This is a genomic window from Dyadobacter chenwenxiniae (assembly GCF_022869785.1).
GTDB classification, from domain to species: domain Bacteria; phylum Bacteroidota; class Bacteroidia; order Cytophagales; family Spirosomataceae; genus Dyadobacter; species Dyadobacter chenwenxiniae.
In genome coordinates, this window is the sequence record NZ_CP094997.1 from 1,269,386 (window position 1) to 1,287,124 (window position 17,739).

General features: G+C 48.4%; 10 protein-coding genes. 9 read left to right on the plus strand and 1 reads right to left on the minus strand.

The genetic code is table 11. The features are described from left to right. Positions 1 to 19 precede the first annotated feature (19 nt). The 9 genes from MUK70_RS05250 to MUK70_RS05290 all read left to right on the plus strand — a co-directional run bounded on the left by MUK70_RS05250 (position 20) and on the right by MUK70_RS05290 (position 17,274). Positions 20 to 868, plus strand: coding sequence for a ThuA domain-containing protein (locus MUK70_RS05250; RefSeq protein ID WP_234657482.1), 849 nt, complete (start codon positions 20 to 22; stop codon positions 866 to 868). 47 nt (positions 869 to 915) lie between these two features. After that, on the plus strand, positions 916 to 2,850 hold the full coding sequence (locus MUK70_RS05255; protein WP_234657481.1) for an alpha/beta hydrolase-fold protein: 1,935 nt from the start codon (positions 916 to 918) through the stop codon (positions 2,848 to 2,850). Between the two features lie 66 nt (positions 2,851 to 2,916). Further along, complete coding sequence (locus MUK70_RS05260) at positions 2,917 to 3,966, plus strand: endo-1,4-beta-xylanase (protein WP_234657769.1); 1,050 nt, start codon at positions 2,917 to 2,919, stop codon at positions 3,964 to 3,966. Between the two features lie 28 nt (positions 3,967 to 3,994). After that, positions 3,995 to 6,664: a sialate O-acetylesterase gene (locus tag MUK70_RS05265; protein WP_234657480.1), complete on the plus strand. Its 2,670-nt coding sequence runs from the start codon at positions 3,995 to 3,997 to the stop codon at positions 6,662 to 6,664. A gap of 59 nt (positions 6,665 to 6,723) precedes the next feature. Further along, positions 6,724 to 8,817: an alpha-glucuronidase family glycosyl hydrolase gene (locus MUK70_RS05270; protein WP_234657768.1), complete on the plus strand. Its 2,094-nt coding sequence runs from the start codon at positions 6,724 to 6,726 to the stop codon at positions 8,815 to 8,817. A 225-nt stretch (positions 8,818 to 9,042) separates the two neighbouring features. Continuing rightward, complete coding sequence (locus MUK70_RS05275; RefSeq protein WP_234657479.1) at positions 9,043 to 12,186, plus strand: SusC/RagA family TonB-linked outer membrane protein; 3,144 nt, start codon at positions 9,043 to 9,045, stop codon at positions 12,184 to 12,186. Between the two features lie 27 nt (positions 12,187 to 12,213). After that, complete coding sequence (locus tag MUK70_RS05280) at positions 12,214 to 13,728, plus strand: RagB/SusD family nutrient uptake outer membrane protein (RefSeq protein ID WP_244784719.1); 1,515 nt, start codon at positions 12,214 to 12,216, stop codon at positions 13,726 to 13,728. Positions 13,729 to 13,846: 118 nt separating this feature from the next. Then, entirely contained in the window at positions 13,847 to 14,374 is a 528-nt protein-coding gene (locus tag MUK70_RS05285; protein WP_244784721.1) for an FG-GAP repeat domain-containing protein, read from the plus strand. Beyond that, complete coding sequence (locus tag MUK70_RS05290; protein WP_244784855.1) at positions 14,257 to 17,274, plus strand: VCBS repeat-containing protein; 3,018 nt, start codon at positions 14,257 to 14,259, stop codon at positions 17,272 to 17,274. The genes MUK70_RS05285 and MUK70_RS05290 overlap by 118 nt, the downstream gene beginning before the upstream one ends. An 86-nt stretch (positions 17,275 to 17,360) precedes the next feature. On the opposite strand, the gene MUK70_RS05295 is transcribed toward MUK70_RS05290, so the two are convergent. Beyond that, positions 17,361 to 17,723: a YtxH domain-containing protein gene (locus MUK70_RS05295; protein WP_234604350.1), complete on the minus strand. Its 363-nt coding sequence runs from the start codon at positions 17,721 to 17,723 to the stop codon at positions 17,361 to 17,363. Positions 17,724 to 17,739 lie beyond the last annotated feature (16 nt).

Below are 17,739 nucleotides of genomic sequence, written 5' to 3' on the forward strand. Positions count from 1 at the left end.
CAGTGCTTTAGCACAAAAAGTGAAGCCAATACGGGTTTTGATCGTGGATGGATTTAGTAACCATGACTGGAAACAAACTACTGCTGTAACAAAATGGATATTGGAAGAAAGCGGACGATTCGCGGTGGAGGTTAGTACGGTTCCCGCGGATAGTTTGGAAAGGAGCGCGTGGAACCCGGATTTTACCCAATATGCATTGATTGTCCAGAATACCAACAACATCAAAAATCCCAATCTGCGCTGGTCAAGGCAAGCCGAAAGGCAATTGGAAGAATATGTGAAGAATGGCGGTGGCTTGTACATTCTTCATTCGGCTAACAATGCATTTCCTCATTGGAAAGAATACGACCAAATGATCGGACTGGGTTGGCGGCGCGCCTCCGAAGGCTATGCGTTGGAAATTGACGCAGCAAAAAGCATTACCCGGATCGCACCGGACGAAGGCAAAGGAACAGGGCACGGCGACAGGTTCAATGCATTGATCCAGGTTTTGACGCCACATCCCATTAACAAAGGATATCCCGATCAGTGGCAGACGGCCAATACGGAAGTTTACTATTTTCCTCGCGGACCAGCCGAGAACATCACCGTGCTGTCATGCGCTTTCGACAGCACGAGTACCAAAAGGACCTGGCCAGTGGAATGGGTGGTGAAATATGGCAAAGGACGGATTTACAATTCAAGTTTGGGGCATCTTTGGAAGGGGGAAAGTTACCCGCCTGCTTATCGCTGCATTGGTTACCAAACGACTGTTGTCAGGGCGGCGGAGTGGCTGGCGACAGGGAGAGTAACATTCCCGGTTCCTCCCAATTTCCCAACTGCTATCAGTCAGAGTCTGCGCCCGGAAGATTCCTTTAAAATGCCTTAGTATAGTAAAAAAGCCAATTAATGCTGAACCTATATCCTTTTTGAATCATGAAACGAATTTTATCTATTGTAATGAGCGTTCTGCTCCTCGTATCGACCAGCCAGGCGCAGGAAATTTTGAAAGAAATGCCCAAGGGTTATGACACTGTGCAATCCGGCGTAGCTGCGGGGAAGATTGATTCGGTTCAGTATCAGTCCAAAACGGTGGGAACGAAGCGTAAGGTGCTGATTTATACGCCTCCTGGTTTTAATAAAAAGACGAAATATCCGGTGCTTTATCTTTTGCACGGTATTGGCGGGGATGAAAAGGAATGGCTGAAAGGCGGCAATCCGCAGCTAATCCTGGATAATCTATATGCAGAAAAGAAAATCGAACCCATGATCGTGGTCATGCCGAATGGCAGGGCGATGAAGGATGATGCTGCGACAGGCAACATTATGGCTCCCGACAAGGTGGCTGCATTTGCCACATTCGAGCAGGATTTGCTGAAAGATCTGATTCCTTTTGTAGAAAGCAAATATCCCGTTTTGAAAGATCGTGAGCATCGTGCGATTGCCGGACTTTCGATGGGCGGCGGCCAGTCGCTGAATTTCGGTTTGGGCAATTTGGATCAGTTTGCGTGGGTAGGAGGGTTTTCATCCGCGCCGAATACGAAGGCTCCTGCCGAACTAATGCCGAACCCTGAGGAAGCAAAAAAGAAATTGAAATTACTTTTCATTTCCTGCGGCGATGAGGACCGGCTGATTACATTCAGCAAGCGCACGCACGATTATTTGTTTGAAAACAATGTTCCGCACATCTTTTACATTGAGCCGGGCGTGCATGATTTCAAGGTTTGGAAAAATGGTTTGTATATGTTTTCTCAGTTTTTGTTCAAACCTGTTGATGTTCCTTCTTTGACGAAATACACCATTCTGGGATCACCAGCCTCGACAAACATTCGCAATGTAAAATACCCTCAGATCCTGCCGGACAATCGGGTTGTTTTCCGTACCAAAGCGCCCAATGCACAAAAAGTGCAGGTAGATCTGGGGAAAAAGTATGATATGGTGAAAGACACCGCAGGCGTTTGGTCCGTGACGACGGATTCCATCGGCGAAGGTTTTCATTACTATTCGTTGCTGATCGACGGCGTCGCGTTAGCCGATCCGGCCAGCGAGACATTTTATGGAATGGGACGCATGGCGAGCGGCATTGAAATACCATTCCGGGGCGGCGGCTATTATGCGATGCGCGATGTCCCGCACGGCGATATCCGCGTCAAAAAATACCTTTCGAAAGCCAGCAATTCCTGGCGGGAAATGTATGTATACACGCCTCCCGGCTACGATCAATCGACTGAAAAGTATCCCGTGCTATATCTATTACACGGCGGCGGCGAAGACCAGAGAGGCTGGGCCACGCAGGGGAAAACTAATTTGATCCTCGATAACCTCATTGCGGACGGCAAAGCGAAACCGATGCTGGTGGTAATGATGGACGGAAACCTGGGCAGTCCGATGGGGCCGGGCAGTATGGCTACCGCCGGTGATGGCTTTCTGAAAATCTTCGAAAGTGAGCTAAAACTTGGGGCGCTCCCATTTGTAGAAAGCAACTTCCGCGTGCAGGCCGATGCAGCGCATCGCGCGTTGGCGGGGCTATCCATGGGCGGGATACAGACATTATATGCAGGGGTGAAAAACACCGATCTGTTTTCGTCCCTGGGCGTGTTCAGCTCCGGGTGGTTTGCCAACAATGACGCATTATCCGGCCCGCATTATGCATTTGCCAAAGACAATGCAAAAACCATAAACGGCAATCTAAAAAATTTCTGGATTTCGATGGGCGGCGAGGAAGATATCGCTTACAAAAACTGCAAGATCATGCTTTCCAAATACGACGAGCTAGGCATCAAATACCAATACAGCGAATATCGAGGCGGCCACACGTGGCCGGTTTGGCGACATGACCTATTCGGGTTTTCGCAGCTATTATTTAAATAATATTTTCATCAACTCTGACATTAAATCATGGTAAAGTCATCCCCATTAAAGTCTTGGGTGCAATGTATGGTTGTCTCGACCACATTGTTTTCGTCGCACCAGCTTTTCGCGCAAAAATCCCTCAAAGAAGCATACAAAGATTATTTCCCAATCGGCGTGGCGGTTTCTCCCAGAAGTGTGACCGGCCCGGAGGCGGAACTCATTAAGCAGCAATTCAATAGCATTACGCCTGAAAACGCCATGAAAATGGGGCCGATTCATCCCGAGAAAAACCAATACAATTGGAAAGATGGAGACGCAATTGTTGAATTTGGACAATCGAACGGCATCAAAGTCAGAGGCCACACATTATGCTGGCATAACCAGACGCCGAAATGGTTTTTTACAGATTCAACCGGCGCACAGGTTTCACGGGAAGAATTGTTGGCCCGTTTGAAACAGCACATCACCGACGTTGTGACGCACTACAAAGGCAAAATCTACGCCTGGGATGTTGTGAATGAAGCCGTTCCCGACACGGGCAAAGGCATTTACAGGGAATCAAAATTTTACCAGATCATCGGTGAAGATTACATTCAAAAAGCATTTGAATATGCGCATGCTGCGGATCCCGGTGCCAAGCTTTTTTACAATGATTACAACACGGAAAGTGCCGTTAAAAGGGAGAAGATCTATCAATTGGTAAAAAAATTGAAAGACAAAAACGTCCCGATTCATGGCGTGGGGTTGCAGGCACATTGGTCTATTTTTGAACCCACGCAGGCAGAACTGGAAAAGTCTATTACACAGTTTGCGAGCCTGGGCCTGGCGGTTCAGATCACGGAACTCGACGTTTCAGTACATCCCAAAGAGCACGAGCGCCGCGAAAGAAAAGCTGGCGACGAAAAGAGCGTTTTGACTCCGGAAATGGAGCAAAAGCAGGCAGCGCATTACAAGATGATTTTTGACACTTTCCGGAAACATAAAGGCACCATTACCGGCATCACTTTCTGGAATGTTTCAGACAAAACGACCTGGCTGGATAACTTCCCGGTGCCTGGCCGCAAAGATTATCCATTGCTTTTTGACCAGAATTATAAACCTAAAAAAGCATTTGAAGGCGTCGTGAATTTCTAAAAGCTCTTGTCCTCTGATCTGCAAACTGATGCGCGTTGTTAAGTTTTTATTGTTATTAATCATCCTTTCCGGCAAAGCATTTGCGCAGGTCCGCTTGCCAAAACTGGTCTCGGATAATATGGTTTTGCAGCGCGACCAGCCTATAACTGTTTGGGGTTGGGCGACGCCAAAGGAAAAAGTTACAGTCACGTGTAAAGGCACAAGTCGCAGTGCGGTGACCGGTGCCGATGGCAAATGGACAATCCTGCTGCCCGCGCAACCGGCCGGGACAGGTTTTGAAATGCTGGTAAAAGGCAAAAACCAGGTTCGTATCAAAAATATCGCCTTCGGTGATGTGTGGCTTTGCAATGGACAGAGCAATATGGTGATCAACATGGAGCGTGTGAAGGAACGTTTCCCTGACGATATTGTCACCGCGGATTATCCGGATATCCGCAATTTTTTCATTCCCACAGCAACCGATTTGAATGGGCCCCGGCGAGATTTTCCCAATGCAGAGTGGAAAGCAGCCAGTCCCAAAGACGGGCTGGGCTTTGGCGCTGTTTCCTATTTTTTTGCAAGAGACCTTTACGATCAATACAAAGTGCCCATCGGCATCATTAACAGTTCGGTGGGAGGCACGCCGATCGAGGCATGGATCAGTGAAGGCGGTTATAAAGATTTTACTGACATTCAAAGGATTATTGATAGAAACAAAGATACTTCCTATGTGAATTCAAGGAAGCAGAAGGATTTAAACAATGCGCCAAAGCAGCCCAAGTCAACCGATCCCGGACTAAGCGAACATTGGGAAAGCGAGGCATATCAGCCAAAAGGATGGCGGAACTTCAACATTCCAGGTTACTGGGAAGATCAGGGGCTGAAAGATCTCGATGGTGTGGTCTGGTTTCGCAGGGAATTTGAGGTGCCCGAAAACTGGATCGGCAAGCCGGTGAAGCTCTACATGGGGCGCATCGTGGATGCAGATCAGATGTTTGTCAACGGAAAAAGTATTGGGAATGTGACCTATCAATATCCGCCCCGGCGATATGAGATTCCGGCAGGTTTGTTGAAATCGGGTAAGAATACATTTGTGATCCGGGTTACAAACTCGGCAGGAAAGGGCGGTTTTGTGCCTGATAAGCCGTATTTTATGACAGCGAATGATCAGCAGATCGATCTTAAGGGCACTTGGCAATATAAGGTCGGCCAGGTTTTTCAGTCCAGCGAAATGGCGGATGTCAAGCATGTTCCTTTCGTCGCCCAAAATCAGCCTGCTGCACTTTTCAATGCGATGATCGCCCCGGCTCTGCCTATGAAACTGAAAGGTTTTCTCTGGTATCAGGGCGAGTCGAATGTAGGCGATCCAAAACCTTATGGCGCACTCCTGCCCGCATTGATCCATGACCGGCGCAGGCTCTGGAACGATGAGAGGTTACCTTTTCTGGTGGTGCAGCTTCCCAACTTTCAGGATATAGATTTCACACCCGCCGAAAGCAATATGGCGTTGCTGCGTGAAGCGCAGAACCAGGCATTAATGTTGGATAACACCGCCGTCACTGTCACGTTAGATCTGGGAGAGTGGAACGACATTCATCCGTTAAACAAAAAAGACATTGGGAAAAGACTGGCGCTCTCTGCCAGAAACCTGGCATACGGAGAAAAAAATGTGATTTACAGAGGGCCAACGCTTAAATCACAGCGCATCACACGAGACAAAATGCTCTTAACGTTCGATCATGTTGTCGATGGCATAAAGTCTGGTGACCAGGAAGCATTGCGCTGGTTTTCACTAGCGGATAATGATAAGAAATTTTTCTGGGCCAATGCAAGAATTGTAGGCAAAGACCAGGTCGAACTAAGCAGCGAAACGGTTAAGACACCCAAATACGCTCGTTATGCCTGGCAGGACAATCCCGAAGGCATTAACTTTTACAATTCAGCCGGTCTGCCCGCGTCACCATTCCGGACGGATAGTGAGCAACTGGACGAAACCAAACCCTGGAAAGGGAAAAAGTGCGCCGTTGTGCTGACTTATGACGACGCATTGAATGTCCATCTGGATCATGTGATACCAGCACTGGATTCGCTTGACCTGAAAGGATCATTTTATTTAACCGCTTCATCGGATGCGGCGCGTAACCGGATCAAAGACTGGAGAGCAGCCGCTGCAAACGGACATGAACTCGGAAATCACACCCTTTATCACCCCTGCGATGCAACCGGGCCCGGCATGAGCTGGGTGAAACCCGAGTATGACCTCAGCAAGTATAGCATGGCCAGGATTCAGGATGAGATCCGGATGTGTAACGCATTTTTGAAATCGATCGATGGCCTGGACAAGCGCACATTTGCATTCACATGCGGCCACAAAAAAGTTGCAGAAGGAGAATTTATACAGACACTCTCCGACGAATTTATAGCCGCAAGAGCGGTAAGACATGAAATGCACGCTTTTGAGGAACAAAACCTGATGGACGTGGACTGTTATTCGATGGCAGAAAAATCAGGACAGGAAATGATCAGCCTCGTAAAGCAGGCACAGCAAAGCGGAAAGCTGCTTGTTTTTCTCTTTCATGGCGTGGGCGGGGAACATGCGCTCAATGTCTCCAACCGTGCGCACAGTGAGTTGCTCCATTATTTGAAGGAGAATGAAAAGGACATTTACGTGGATACTATGCGCAATGTAGCAGGGCATATCCAGCATTTGAAGAAATAATTTACGTGAAAACTCCGGTTATGCCCAAAAGCCATTTACTACTTCTTTTTAGCTGCCTTATGATTGGCTCAAAGCTAATTGCAGCAGACCCGCTAGCTTCCGAGGGCGATGACGGATATCGGCTATGGCTTAAATACGAGGCGGTTACGAATGCTCCTGTAAAGACCGAGTATTTGAGATACACCACTTTCATTGGACGGTCAGACAAAGGCGAGATTACGCAGAGTGCGTCCAGGGAGCTGCAAATGGGATTAAAAAATCTTCTAGGTAAAACGGTTCAGGAAACAAGCTCGTCTGCTGGCCGCTCAGGGGGAATCCTCTTCAGAATTGAACCTGGTGCAGCTGCTGCGCAACCAGCGGAAGGTTACCAGGTCCAGTTGTCGGGTGGTAACATTGTTATTGTTTCAAGATCAGAACAAGGGATTCTTTACGGAACGTTTGCTTTGCTAAGGCACCTGCAAATGCAGCGGCCAATCAAAAACCTGAGCATTGCAAGCACCCCGAAAGTGCGTTACCGGATGCTGAACCACTGGGACAATCCGGATGGGACGATTGAGCGGGGGTATGCGGGTGCTTCGCTTTGGAAATGGTATGAACTGCCCGAGCGCGTTGACCCGCGTTATGAAGATTACGCGCGGGCCAATGCGTCGTTAGGAATTAATGGCACTGTGCTCAACAATGTCAATGCGAGCGCACGGTTTATGTCGCAGGAATACATCGAGAAAGTGGCAGCGATTGCGAATGTGCTGCGCAAGTATGGGATCAAAACCTACTTGTCGGTGTATTTTGCTGCGCCGAAAACCCTGGGCGGACTGGCCACGTCTGATCCGCTCGATCCGCAGGTTCGCGCCTGGTGGAAGGAGAAGGTCGCTCAAATTTATAAGGAGATCCCCGATTTCGGCGGATTTTTGGTAAAGGCGAATTCAGAAGGGGAGCCCGGGCCGCAGGATTACGGGCGTACGCATGCAGATGGGGCCAACATGCTGGCCGAAGCCTTTAAAGCTTATGACGGCATTGTGGTCTGGCGGGCTTTCGTCTACAAGGCAGACCCGAATGCTGACCGTTTTAAAGCTGCTTATGAGGAATTTGTGCCGCTGGATGGAAAGTTTGATCCCAAGGTAATTGTGCAGGTCAAGAACGGACCCATTGATTTCCAGCCGCGCGAACCGTTTTCGCCTCTCTTCGGGAATATGCCGAAAACCCCGCTGGGAATCGAATTTCAAATCACGCAGGAGTATTTAGGGTTTGCCACGCATGCCGTTTATGAAGCGCCTATCTTCAAAGAATGTCTGGACTCGGACACTTATGTAAATGGGGAGGGATCGACAGTGGCTAAGGTCGTAGACGGAAGTTTGCACTGTTACACACGCACGCTCATGGCAGGTGTGGCCAATACGGGAAACAGCCAGAACTGGACGGGGCATCCGTTGGCGCAGGCCAATTGGTATGCATTCGGAAGACTGAGCTGGGATCATGAGCTGAGTTCTGAACAGATCTTGCAGGAATGGGTTGCGCTGACTTTAACCCGGAGCGAAAAAGCAAGTGGGCACATTGCCGCACTCATGTTGCGTTCAAGGGAGATTTACGTTAACTACAATACGCCACTCGGGCTTTCGCGTCCCTGGATGGGCGTGCACTTTGCGCCCGAACCCTGGCAAAACAAAGGTTCCCGGCCCGACTGGACGGCCATATATTACCATCGCGCTGATTCTTCGGGAATTGGCTTTGACAGGACAGCTTCCGGAAGCAACGCGCTGGCCCAGTACAAACCCCAAGTACAACAGCAATGGAATAATCCCGACCGGACACCCTTGCCTTATCTGTTATGGTTCCACCATGTGCGCTGGGACCAAAAGCTAAGCACCGGCCGATCCTTGTGGCAGGAACTTTGCACCCGCTTTTATACAGGCGCCGATTCTGTTCTCTGGATGCAGCAGCAATGGGATCTGGCAAAGACAAGCCTTGATCCGATGGTTTTTACCGATGTAGCCGAGCGGTTAAAAGTTCAGCGCAGAGAGGCAATCTGGTGGAGAGATGCCTGGGTTTTGTATTTGCAATCCTTGGCCAGGCAACCTATTCCCGCGGGTTTTGAGCCGCCGAAGAGAACCTTGGAAGAAGTGAAGCAATCCGTGCATGTCTATCTAATCCGTTAAACTGGTATCTGTTCAAAGAATAACAAATTTTCATAAAAAATTAATATTCTGGTTAAGTGTACCATTGACAAATATCAAAAACATATTATATTTGTAATAGGATACATCTGATTAAAAATTGGATTAAACCGCCGATATCATTTGCTTTTTCTTTCGTTTCGAAATCCCGTAAGGGATATTTTGTGCTGTTTAACAAGTGTCATCTAAACATTTAAATCAATGCTTATGAAGAATCGATTACTAGCGTTTTCTTATCTCAGGGGAAGTTGGCTAAGGGGATCTGTGCTGTTACTGCTGCTGTCTGTGCAGGTGGTTTATGCCGGAAGATTTGCGGATCAACAGGTTGCCGGAAAGGTAACTGCCGATAATGGTGAGGCCCTGCCGGGTGTGAATGTAACATTGAAAGGGAGTAGCACAGGGACGACCACGGACACGAAAGGCGAATTTTCAATTACTGTGCCTTCCGAAAGCAGTGTGTTGGTTTTCAGCTTTATCGGCTATACAAAGCAAGAGGTCGTGGTGGGGACTAAAACCCGGATTGACATTCGGCTATCAGCCGAGGACCAGGCTTTGGAAGAAATGGTGGTCATCGGTTATGGTTCGCAAAAGAAATCTTCCCTTACCGGCGCCGTATCATCGGTTTCACCCAAAGAGCTCACTGCTTTGCCGGTTGTGAGCGCGGAGCAGGCTTTGCAGGGAAGAGTGCCGGGCGTGCGCGTAGTCAATAACGGTAGTCCGGGACAAACTCCGGTCGTACGTATAAGGGGTATCGGTTCCATCAATTACGCTTCCGGGCCGCTTTATGTGATCGACGGAATTCCTGCCGGCGACTTGAATAACCTCGATCCGAAAGACATTGAATCACTGGAAGTGTTAAAGGATGCGAGTTCCGCCGCTATTTATGGTTCCAGGGCATCCAACGGGGTGATTATCATTACCACAAAAAAAGGATCGAAAGACGGCAAGCTGCATGTGAATCTGGACACGTATTTTGGCACACAATCGGCTTGGAAGAAGTTGGATGTGCTGAACACAGACCAATACATTCAGTATGCAACGGCTTTGCTGGGCAATGCGGGCATCGCTATGCCGGGCAGATTGTCTGATCTGAACCAGCCGATCTACCAGGGTGCCACGCAGACTTTTGCCCAGACCAACACCAACTGGCAGGACGTAATGTTCCGCAACGCGCCGATCCAGCAGCACCAGGTTTCCGTTTCAGGAGGTAACAATGTTTCCCGCTTCTTTACGTCTGCCGGCTATTTCGACCAGGAGGGGATCTTGATCGGGACCAACTACAAGCGTGCCAATGTGCGCCTCAACTCTGATCATCAGGTTACCAAATTTTTAACCATTGGCCAGACTCTGACCGTGTCATTCGACAAATCACGCGGTGAGCAGGGTTTTGGCGGAGGGCGTACCGCAGTCATGCAAATGATCCGGAACCTGCCTTACTGGCCGGTGACCGATCCGACAAAACCCGGAGGTTACAGCTCGCCCACTGCCGCTGATGGCAGTGACCCCGATAACCCGGTCCGTATTGCATTGATGGATGTAACGCGTAACCAGCGTCTGAAACTGCTCGGATCACTTTTTGCAGAGGTAAAATTGGCAAGCTACCTGAAATACCGTTTCAGTTTTGGTGCCGACGTCGTTTCTGCAAACACGGTCAATCAGTTCCCTATCTATAATGATGGTTTCAAATCGCGGACGCAATATGAGATCCAGGACAACCGCACCAATTTCTTCTCGCCTGTGCTGACCAATCAGCTGACATTTGAAAAGAATTTTGGCAAACATTTACTGAATGTAACCGCAATTATAGACAAGCAGACTTTCCGCACCAGCACCCTGAATGGCTCTGGTTATCGCCCAAACAACGACATCGACGAGTTGCAGGGAGCGTCTAACCCCAACGCAACCAGCACATTGGATGAAAGCTCGCTGATCTCGTATGTAGGACGTTTGAATTATGAGTATGCAGGGAAATATTTGCTGAGCGGCTCCATCCGCCGGGATGGTTCCTCCCGTTTTGCACCAGGAAACAAGTGGGGAACATTCCCTTCGCTTTCGCTGGGATGGCGTATCAGTGAGGAAGAATTCCTGAAAGCCGTTCCCGCGATCTCCGAACTGAAAATCCGCGCCAGCTACGGACAAACTGGTTTTAACGGAATCGGAAGCTATGCATGGCAGGCGCTTGTTTCAGCCGATAACAGTAATTATGTTTTTGGCGGGAATAAAGTGCTGGGCTCTTATTTCAGTTCACTTGCTAATACGACGCTGAAATGGGAAAGCACAACCATGACCAACCTGGGGATAGATCTGGCCTTGTTCAATAACAGCGTTACGTTCACGGCAGAAACTTATCGCCGGAATACAGACGGATTGCTGTTACAGGTCCCGATTCCCAATTCTGTGGGATACTCAACCTCGCCTTTGTCTAACATTGGCAGCATGAAAAACTGGGGTTACGAGTTCCAGTTGGGTTACAGCAAAAACGATGGTGACTTCAAATGGAATGCTTCGGCTAATTTGGATATAACCAGGAATAAAGTGCTGAGCCTTGCAACGGAAAGCGCGACACTATTCGCAGGTTCCAATGCAGATTTCGGCGGTGCCGATATTACAAAAACCGAGGCTGGACATCCCATTCAATCATTCTTTGGATATGAAGTAGAGGGCATATTCCAAAATCAGGGCGAGATTAATGCCGCCAATGCATTGGATGGAGACGACAAAACCAAGTATCAGGATGCGGCCGCACCGGGAGATATCCGTTTCAGGGACCGGGACGGCGATGGCCGGATCACGCCTTCCGACAGAACTTACCTGGGAAGCTTTATTCCAAAATTCAGCTACGGGGCAAATTTGGGTGGAAGCTATAAAAACTTCGACTTCACATTGTATCTGCAAGGGGTGCAAGGCAACAAGATCTACAACGGAACAAAGGTGATAGAGCAGGGAATGCTGCGGTTGTTCAATGCCGGAACGGATGTGCTCAACGCCTGGACGCCGACCAATACCGACACCGACGTGCCGAGAGCGGTTAGCGGCGACCCAAACAACAACAGCCGCACCAGCGACCGTTTCGTTGAAAACGGATCTTATATGCGGATCAAAAACCTGAGCATCGGTTACACGATCCCTGCCAAGATTCTATCTGCTTTGACAAAAGAAACCATTACCAAAGCCCGCTTTTACGTTTCGGCCACTAACTTGCTGACATTCACTAAATATTCCGGACTGGATCCTGAAATCGGTGTGAACGGATCGTCCACCGACACGGCGACGCAGCTGATCAATGGCGTCGATTATGGGATGTATCCGCAGCCACGGACATTGCAAGTGGGTTTGAGCGTAGGATTTTGACATTGAAACTTTGATAAAAGGAAATTTATGAAAAAGAAACTAATCATCATTTACGCTTTTCTATTCGGGATCGTGTTCGCCTGTAATGACGATACGCTCGAAAAGACGAACCCTAACGGCGTGACCGTTGAAGGTTACTACAAAATTGGGGCTGAGCTGAGCAGTGGCGTTACGAGTGTGTATTCCATGCTCAAATCCAATAACCTCGTCGCCCGTGAATGGTTCTTCCTGCACGACCTTCGCAGCGACGACGTAGCGGCAGGCGGCGGCCAGTTGGAAACGCCGCGTAACCAGTTGCTGCTGGGCACGCACGACGCTGGCAATTCTGTGTTGGGGACGGTTTGGCTTGCTTATTACCGCATGATCCACCGTGCCAATGCGGTTGTAGACAACTCAACGAAAGTGACGGATTTGTCAGAAGAAAATAAAAAGAGGCTTCTTGGTGAAGCACGTTTTCTCCGGGCATATGCCTATTATGAGCTGGTGAGCCTTTGGGGTGATGTGCCGCTCTATAAAAATTATGTTCTGACTGTCGATGGCAGCCTGCCGCGCGCTCCTGCTGACGAAGTGTATGCTTATGTAATCGGTGAGTTGCAGGCAATCCAGGCTGATCTTCCGCTCACATATGACGCAGCAAATCAGGGCCGCGCGACCAAAGGCGCAGCACAGATGCTGCTGGCCAGGGTCCATATGCAGAAAGGCGATTATGCCAGTGCCAAGACCGAATTGCTGAAAGTGTACAGCTCAGGCGTTTACACGCTTGTCGATAATTACAATGACAACTTTCTCGAAGAAACCGAATTCAACAAAGAGTCCATTTTTGAGGTCAATTTCTTCCCTTCCGGCGGAGTTTACAACTGGGACGGCGATGGAAATGGTGCAACCGCAGGAACCGAAACGGTGCGGACGCAGGAGTATTCGGCCATCGGATGGCGCAATGTGATCCCATCGAATGGTTTGTTGTCAGAATTTGAAAAAACGACTAAGGGTGATGCTAAAACGGATCCGCGTTACGGTGACTCGTTTTATTTCACAGGAGAGAAATATAACAAGGGCGCTAACACATTAACGGACGGCCAGCAGAATGGCAATTCGTCGGTGGTGGACGGTGTGACGCAAAAAGTAAGCTGGCAAAAATATTCGCTCATGTATAAAATGAACGAATCCTTCTTGACCGGTGCGATTAACCAGCGCATTATGCGTTTTGCCGAAACCATCCTGGCGCTTGCCGAAGTTGAAAATGAACTCGGAAACACGGCGCAGGCAGTAAAATACCTGAACATGATCCGGGCCCGCAAAAGCGTAAGCATGCCAGCCTACCCCACTTCCAGATTTCCCGTTTCTAACAAGGACCAGGTTTTTGCAGCCATCGTCCACGAAAAACGCGTGGAACAAAGCGGCGAACAAATCCGGAACAGGGACATTGTGAGGTGGAGGAAATTGAAGAAAATTAAAACCGAACCGATCACATATTTCCAGGCCAATAAGCATGAGCTGCTGCCAGGTTCCGCAACAGGAAGTGGACAACAACGCGAAGATTGAGCCGGCAGATCAGAATCCGGGATATTAGGAAGTAGTTACATTTGATCCCATCGTTTTTTGTCACCCTGAGCGGCCTGTGCGCTCAGGGTGACAAACCTTTAAAAAGCAGTTTTAACATATGTCAAAATACATTTCCATAAACTACCACTTCCTCCTTTTCTTGCTGCTGCTTCTCTCCTGCAAAAAGAAGCAGGAAACCCTTTTTCGATCTCACGCTTCCTCTGAAACCGGAATTGTTTTTTCCAACACATTAACACCGAATGACTCCATTAACCCATTCACATTCACCAATTTTTATAACGGCGGCGGCGTTGGGATCGGGGATGTGAATAAGGATGGGAAGCCGGATATTTTCCTTGGCGGAAACCAGGTGAGCTGCCGGTTATATCTGAGCAAAATTGATACACGCACAAAAAAATGGGCATTTGAAGACATCACCGAAGCGGCTGGCGTAAAACGAATCGCTGGTGCACCGGGATTTCAATGGTTGACATCAACCAGGATGGCCTGCTGGACATTTACGTTTCTGTGGCCAGGCACATTAAAATTCCTTCTGCCGATACAGAGAACTTGCTTTTTGTTAACCAGGGCACGGGTGAAGATAATGTGCCTGTCTTTAAGGAGATGGCCAAAGCATATGGTTTAAATGACGCTTCATTTACCGTCCAGACGGCCTTTTTCGACGTTGATCTGGACGGAGACCTGGACGCATTCATGATGAATTCTGCGCCTGATCTTCAAAACCCCAATTTTCTCCGCAAGACCTATAACGACGGATCTTATCCGAGCACGGGTAAGTTGTATCGCAACGAAGGTGCCGGGGAAAATGGAATTCCTGTTTTTACCAATATATCCAAAGAAGCAGGTGTAAGATACGAAGGGTTAGGGCTTGGATTGGCTATAAGTGATTTAAATAAAGACGGTTATCCGGATATTTACTGTTCCAATGACTTCATCAGCAGCGATATTTTTTATCTGAACAATGGTGCCAAAAATACCGGAATGCCTGGTTTCAACAACATTATCCGAGAGGCGACGGCGCATACGAGCTTATATGGCATGGGACTGGACGTTGCTGACATCAACAATGATACTTACCCGGACATCTTCCAGCTTGATATGCTTCCGGAGGATAATTTCCGGCAGAAAAAAATGCTTGCCGGGCAGGATTACGACCGGAAGGAAATGAGCGTTTCGGACCAATATGGCTATCAGCTGCAATACATGCGCAATATGTTACAGCTGAATCAAGGAGCGGCCGCCAATCGGGACGAAAGGGGCATGCCTGCGTTCAGCGAAATCGGTTTGCTGGCGGGTGTTGCCAAAACCGATTGGAGCTGGGCCCCGCTGATCGCCGATTTTGACAACGACGGACAAAAAGACATTTTTATCACCAACGGTTATCGCCGCGACGTCACGGATCGGGACTTCATCCAGTTTAAGGAAGATTTTTCAAATTTTGGCACCAACAATTTCAAGCAGCAGAATGCCCTGGAACTGATCAAAAAAGTACCAGAGGTGCAGATTGCCAATTACGCCTATAAAAACGCCGGAAACCTCACGTTTTCCAACACGTCCGGGGAATGGGGACTCGACGAACTTTCCTATTCCAATGGCGCCGCCTATGCCGATCTGGACGGCGACGGCGACCTGGATCTGGTTGTTAATAATATTGATTCAGAAGCATTTATCTATGAAAATGATATCCGGGAGAAAGAAACATCAAATTTCTTGAGCATTGCGTTGGAGGGAGCAAAGGGAAACTTGTCGGGAATTGGCAGCAAAGTGACAATATGGGCTGGCAGGACTTCCCAATACGCCGAACTGAGCATTGTTAGGGGTTTTCAGTCTTCTGTTGACCCGGTGTTGCATTTCGGTTTAGGCAAAGGGAAAGTAATCGATAGCCTGGAAGTTGTGTGGCCGGGCGGCAAATCTCAAAAGCTGTATAAAGTCTCTGCAAACAGGCGCCTGGTTCTGAGTCAGAAAAACGCAGCAGATTCAGGAAAGTCTGGACAGGCTGAACCACAGTCAGAACCTTATTTTACTGACATTACCAAGGAACTGCATCTTGATTTCCAGCACGTCGAGGGTAATTTCGTAGATTTCAAACACACCGCAACCATGCATAAAATGCTTTCCAAAAGCGGCTTTGCCGTTGCGTCGGGCGATGTAAATGGAGATGGTTTGGAGGATGTTTTTGCAGGGGGGAGTTATCGGGGAAGCAAGCCGACCATTTTCCTGCAAACGGCTGACGGCCGGTTTGAAAAGCGCATTATTTTGCAGGATTCATTGCATGAAAACGCTGCTGCGGCCTTTCTGGATGCGGATAGGGATGGTGATCCGGACTTGCTGATTGCAATTGGGGGAAATGAACTGCCCGTGACGGAGCAGGCTTTTTATAAAGTGCAGTTGTATCTCAATAATGGCAAGGGCAGTTTTCTGCCCGCAGCTGAAACGGCCATTCCTCAACTTTCGCTAAGCAGTTCCTGCCTGGCGACCAATGATTTCGACAAAGACGGCGATCTGGACATTTTTATAGGCGGCCGCAGCATTCCAGGCAAATATCCACTTCCTGCCAGCAGTTATTTGCTAAGAAATGACGCCACAAACGGCCAGCCGCATTTTACCAATGTGACCTCTGCGTTTTGCCCCGAGCTGCTTCATGTCGGCATGGTTTGCGGCGCGGTATGGGCCGATACGAACCAGGATGGTTTTGACGATCTCGTGCTTGCGGGAGAATGGATGCCGATCCGGATTTTTGAAAATATAAAAGGAAAGTCATTGCATTCGCAAAAAACAGATAATGGTTTAAACCAGTTTACCGGATGGTGGAACAGTGTTGCGGCCAGTGATTTCGATCACGACGGCGATATCGATTTCATTGCAGGAAATGAGGGTTTGAACACATTTTACAGAGCCTCAGAAAAAGAGCCGATCAAGATTACTGCGAAGGATTTCAATGGTGACGGCACTTTTGACCCGCTAATGGGCTATTTCATCCAGGGTAAGCGTTATCCGAGCGTCCCGCGCGACGCATTGAACCAGCAGGTAATTCAGTTTCGCCGGAAATTTCCGCATTATGCAGATTACGCACAAGTTACTTTCGACAACTTGCTATCCGCCGATGAAAAGGAAGATGCATATGCTGCCGAGGCAACTTTTCTCCAAAGCGCTTACATTGAAAATTTGGGACAGGGGAAATTCAAAATTCACGCGTTACCAATCGAGGCTCAAAAATCACCTGTTTTTGGTATTAATATGGCCGATGTAAATGCAGACGGACACGACGACGTGGTCCTGACAGGGAATTTTTATCCCAATGAAGTCAATATGGGCAGGCAGGACGCGTCTACTGGCTTGCTGCTGCTGGGAAATGGGAAAGGCCGGTTCACGCCAAAGGACTGCGCTGCCAGTGGGTTGATGATCAAAGGCGATGCCCGCAAAAGTATTTTTATAAAAGGCATTAATCAGGAGAAGTGGCTGTTAACCGCCGTAAACTCCGGTTCTATTCAGGTTAACAGATTAAATCGTAGCAAAGACAAATAAAATCATCGTACAGATAAATAGAAGACGCCATTTGATTAGCTCAAACGGCGTTTTTGCCTTCCCGGGAAATTTAATAAATTTCGTTTTTAATATTTTCTCTGAAACTTGTCAGCAGCATTTTCTGCACCTTCTTTTACTTCATCTTCGGCTGTATCTGCAAATTCATTGAATTTTGACTCTGCATCGCTGCCGATAGATTCAACGGATTCCTTCGCATTACTTGCTAAATCGCCCGCTTTACTTTTAACATTTTCCCATTGTTTGCTCAACTTGTCCGACTGCTGACCAGCGACATCCTTAATTTTTTCGCGGAATTCTTTTCCGGATTTTGGAGCAAATAGAATCGCCGCGCAAGCGCCAATAGCTGCGCCCAGAAGCAGGCCCGTGATCAGCCCATCATTATGCGCACTGTCATCATTGAAGTCAACATTTCCATATTTGGTTTTCATAATCTCTTTCTTTTAA

Bases quoted from the DNA above. Each gene is read 5' to 3' on its own strand.
- MUK70_RS05255 (WP_234657481.1), top strand. From the start codon at position 916: ATGAAACGAATTTTATCTATTGTAATGAGCGTTCTGCTCCTCGTATCG.
- MUK70_RS05260 (WP_234657769.1), top strand. From the start codon at position 2,917: ATGGTTGTCTCGACCACATTGTTTTCGTCGCACCAGCTTTTCGCGCAA.
- MUK70_RS05265 (WP_234657480.1), top strand. From the start codon at position 3,995: ATGCGCGTTGTTAAGTTTTTATTGTTATTAATCATCCTTTCCGGCAAA.
- MUK70_RS05270 (WP_234657768.1), top strand. From the start codon at position 6,724: ATGATTGGCTCAAAGCTAATTGCAGCAGACCCGCTAGCTTCCGAGGGC.
- MUK70_RS05275 (WP_234657479.1), top strand. From the start codon at position 9,043: ATGAAGAATCGATTACTAGCGTTTTCTTATCTCAGGGGAAGTTGGCTA.
- MUK70_RS05280 (WP_244784719.1), top strand. From the start codon at position 12,214: ATGAAAAAGAAACTAATCATCATTTACGCTTTTCTATTCGGGATCGTG.
- MUK70_RS05285 (WP_244784721.1), top strand. From the start codon at position 13,847: ATGTCAAAATACATTTCCATAAACTACCACTTCCTCCTTTTCTTGCTG.
- MUK70_RS05295 (WP_234604350.1), bottom strand. From the start codon at position 17,723: ATGAAAACCAAATATGGAAATGTTGACTTCAATGATGACAGTGCGCAT.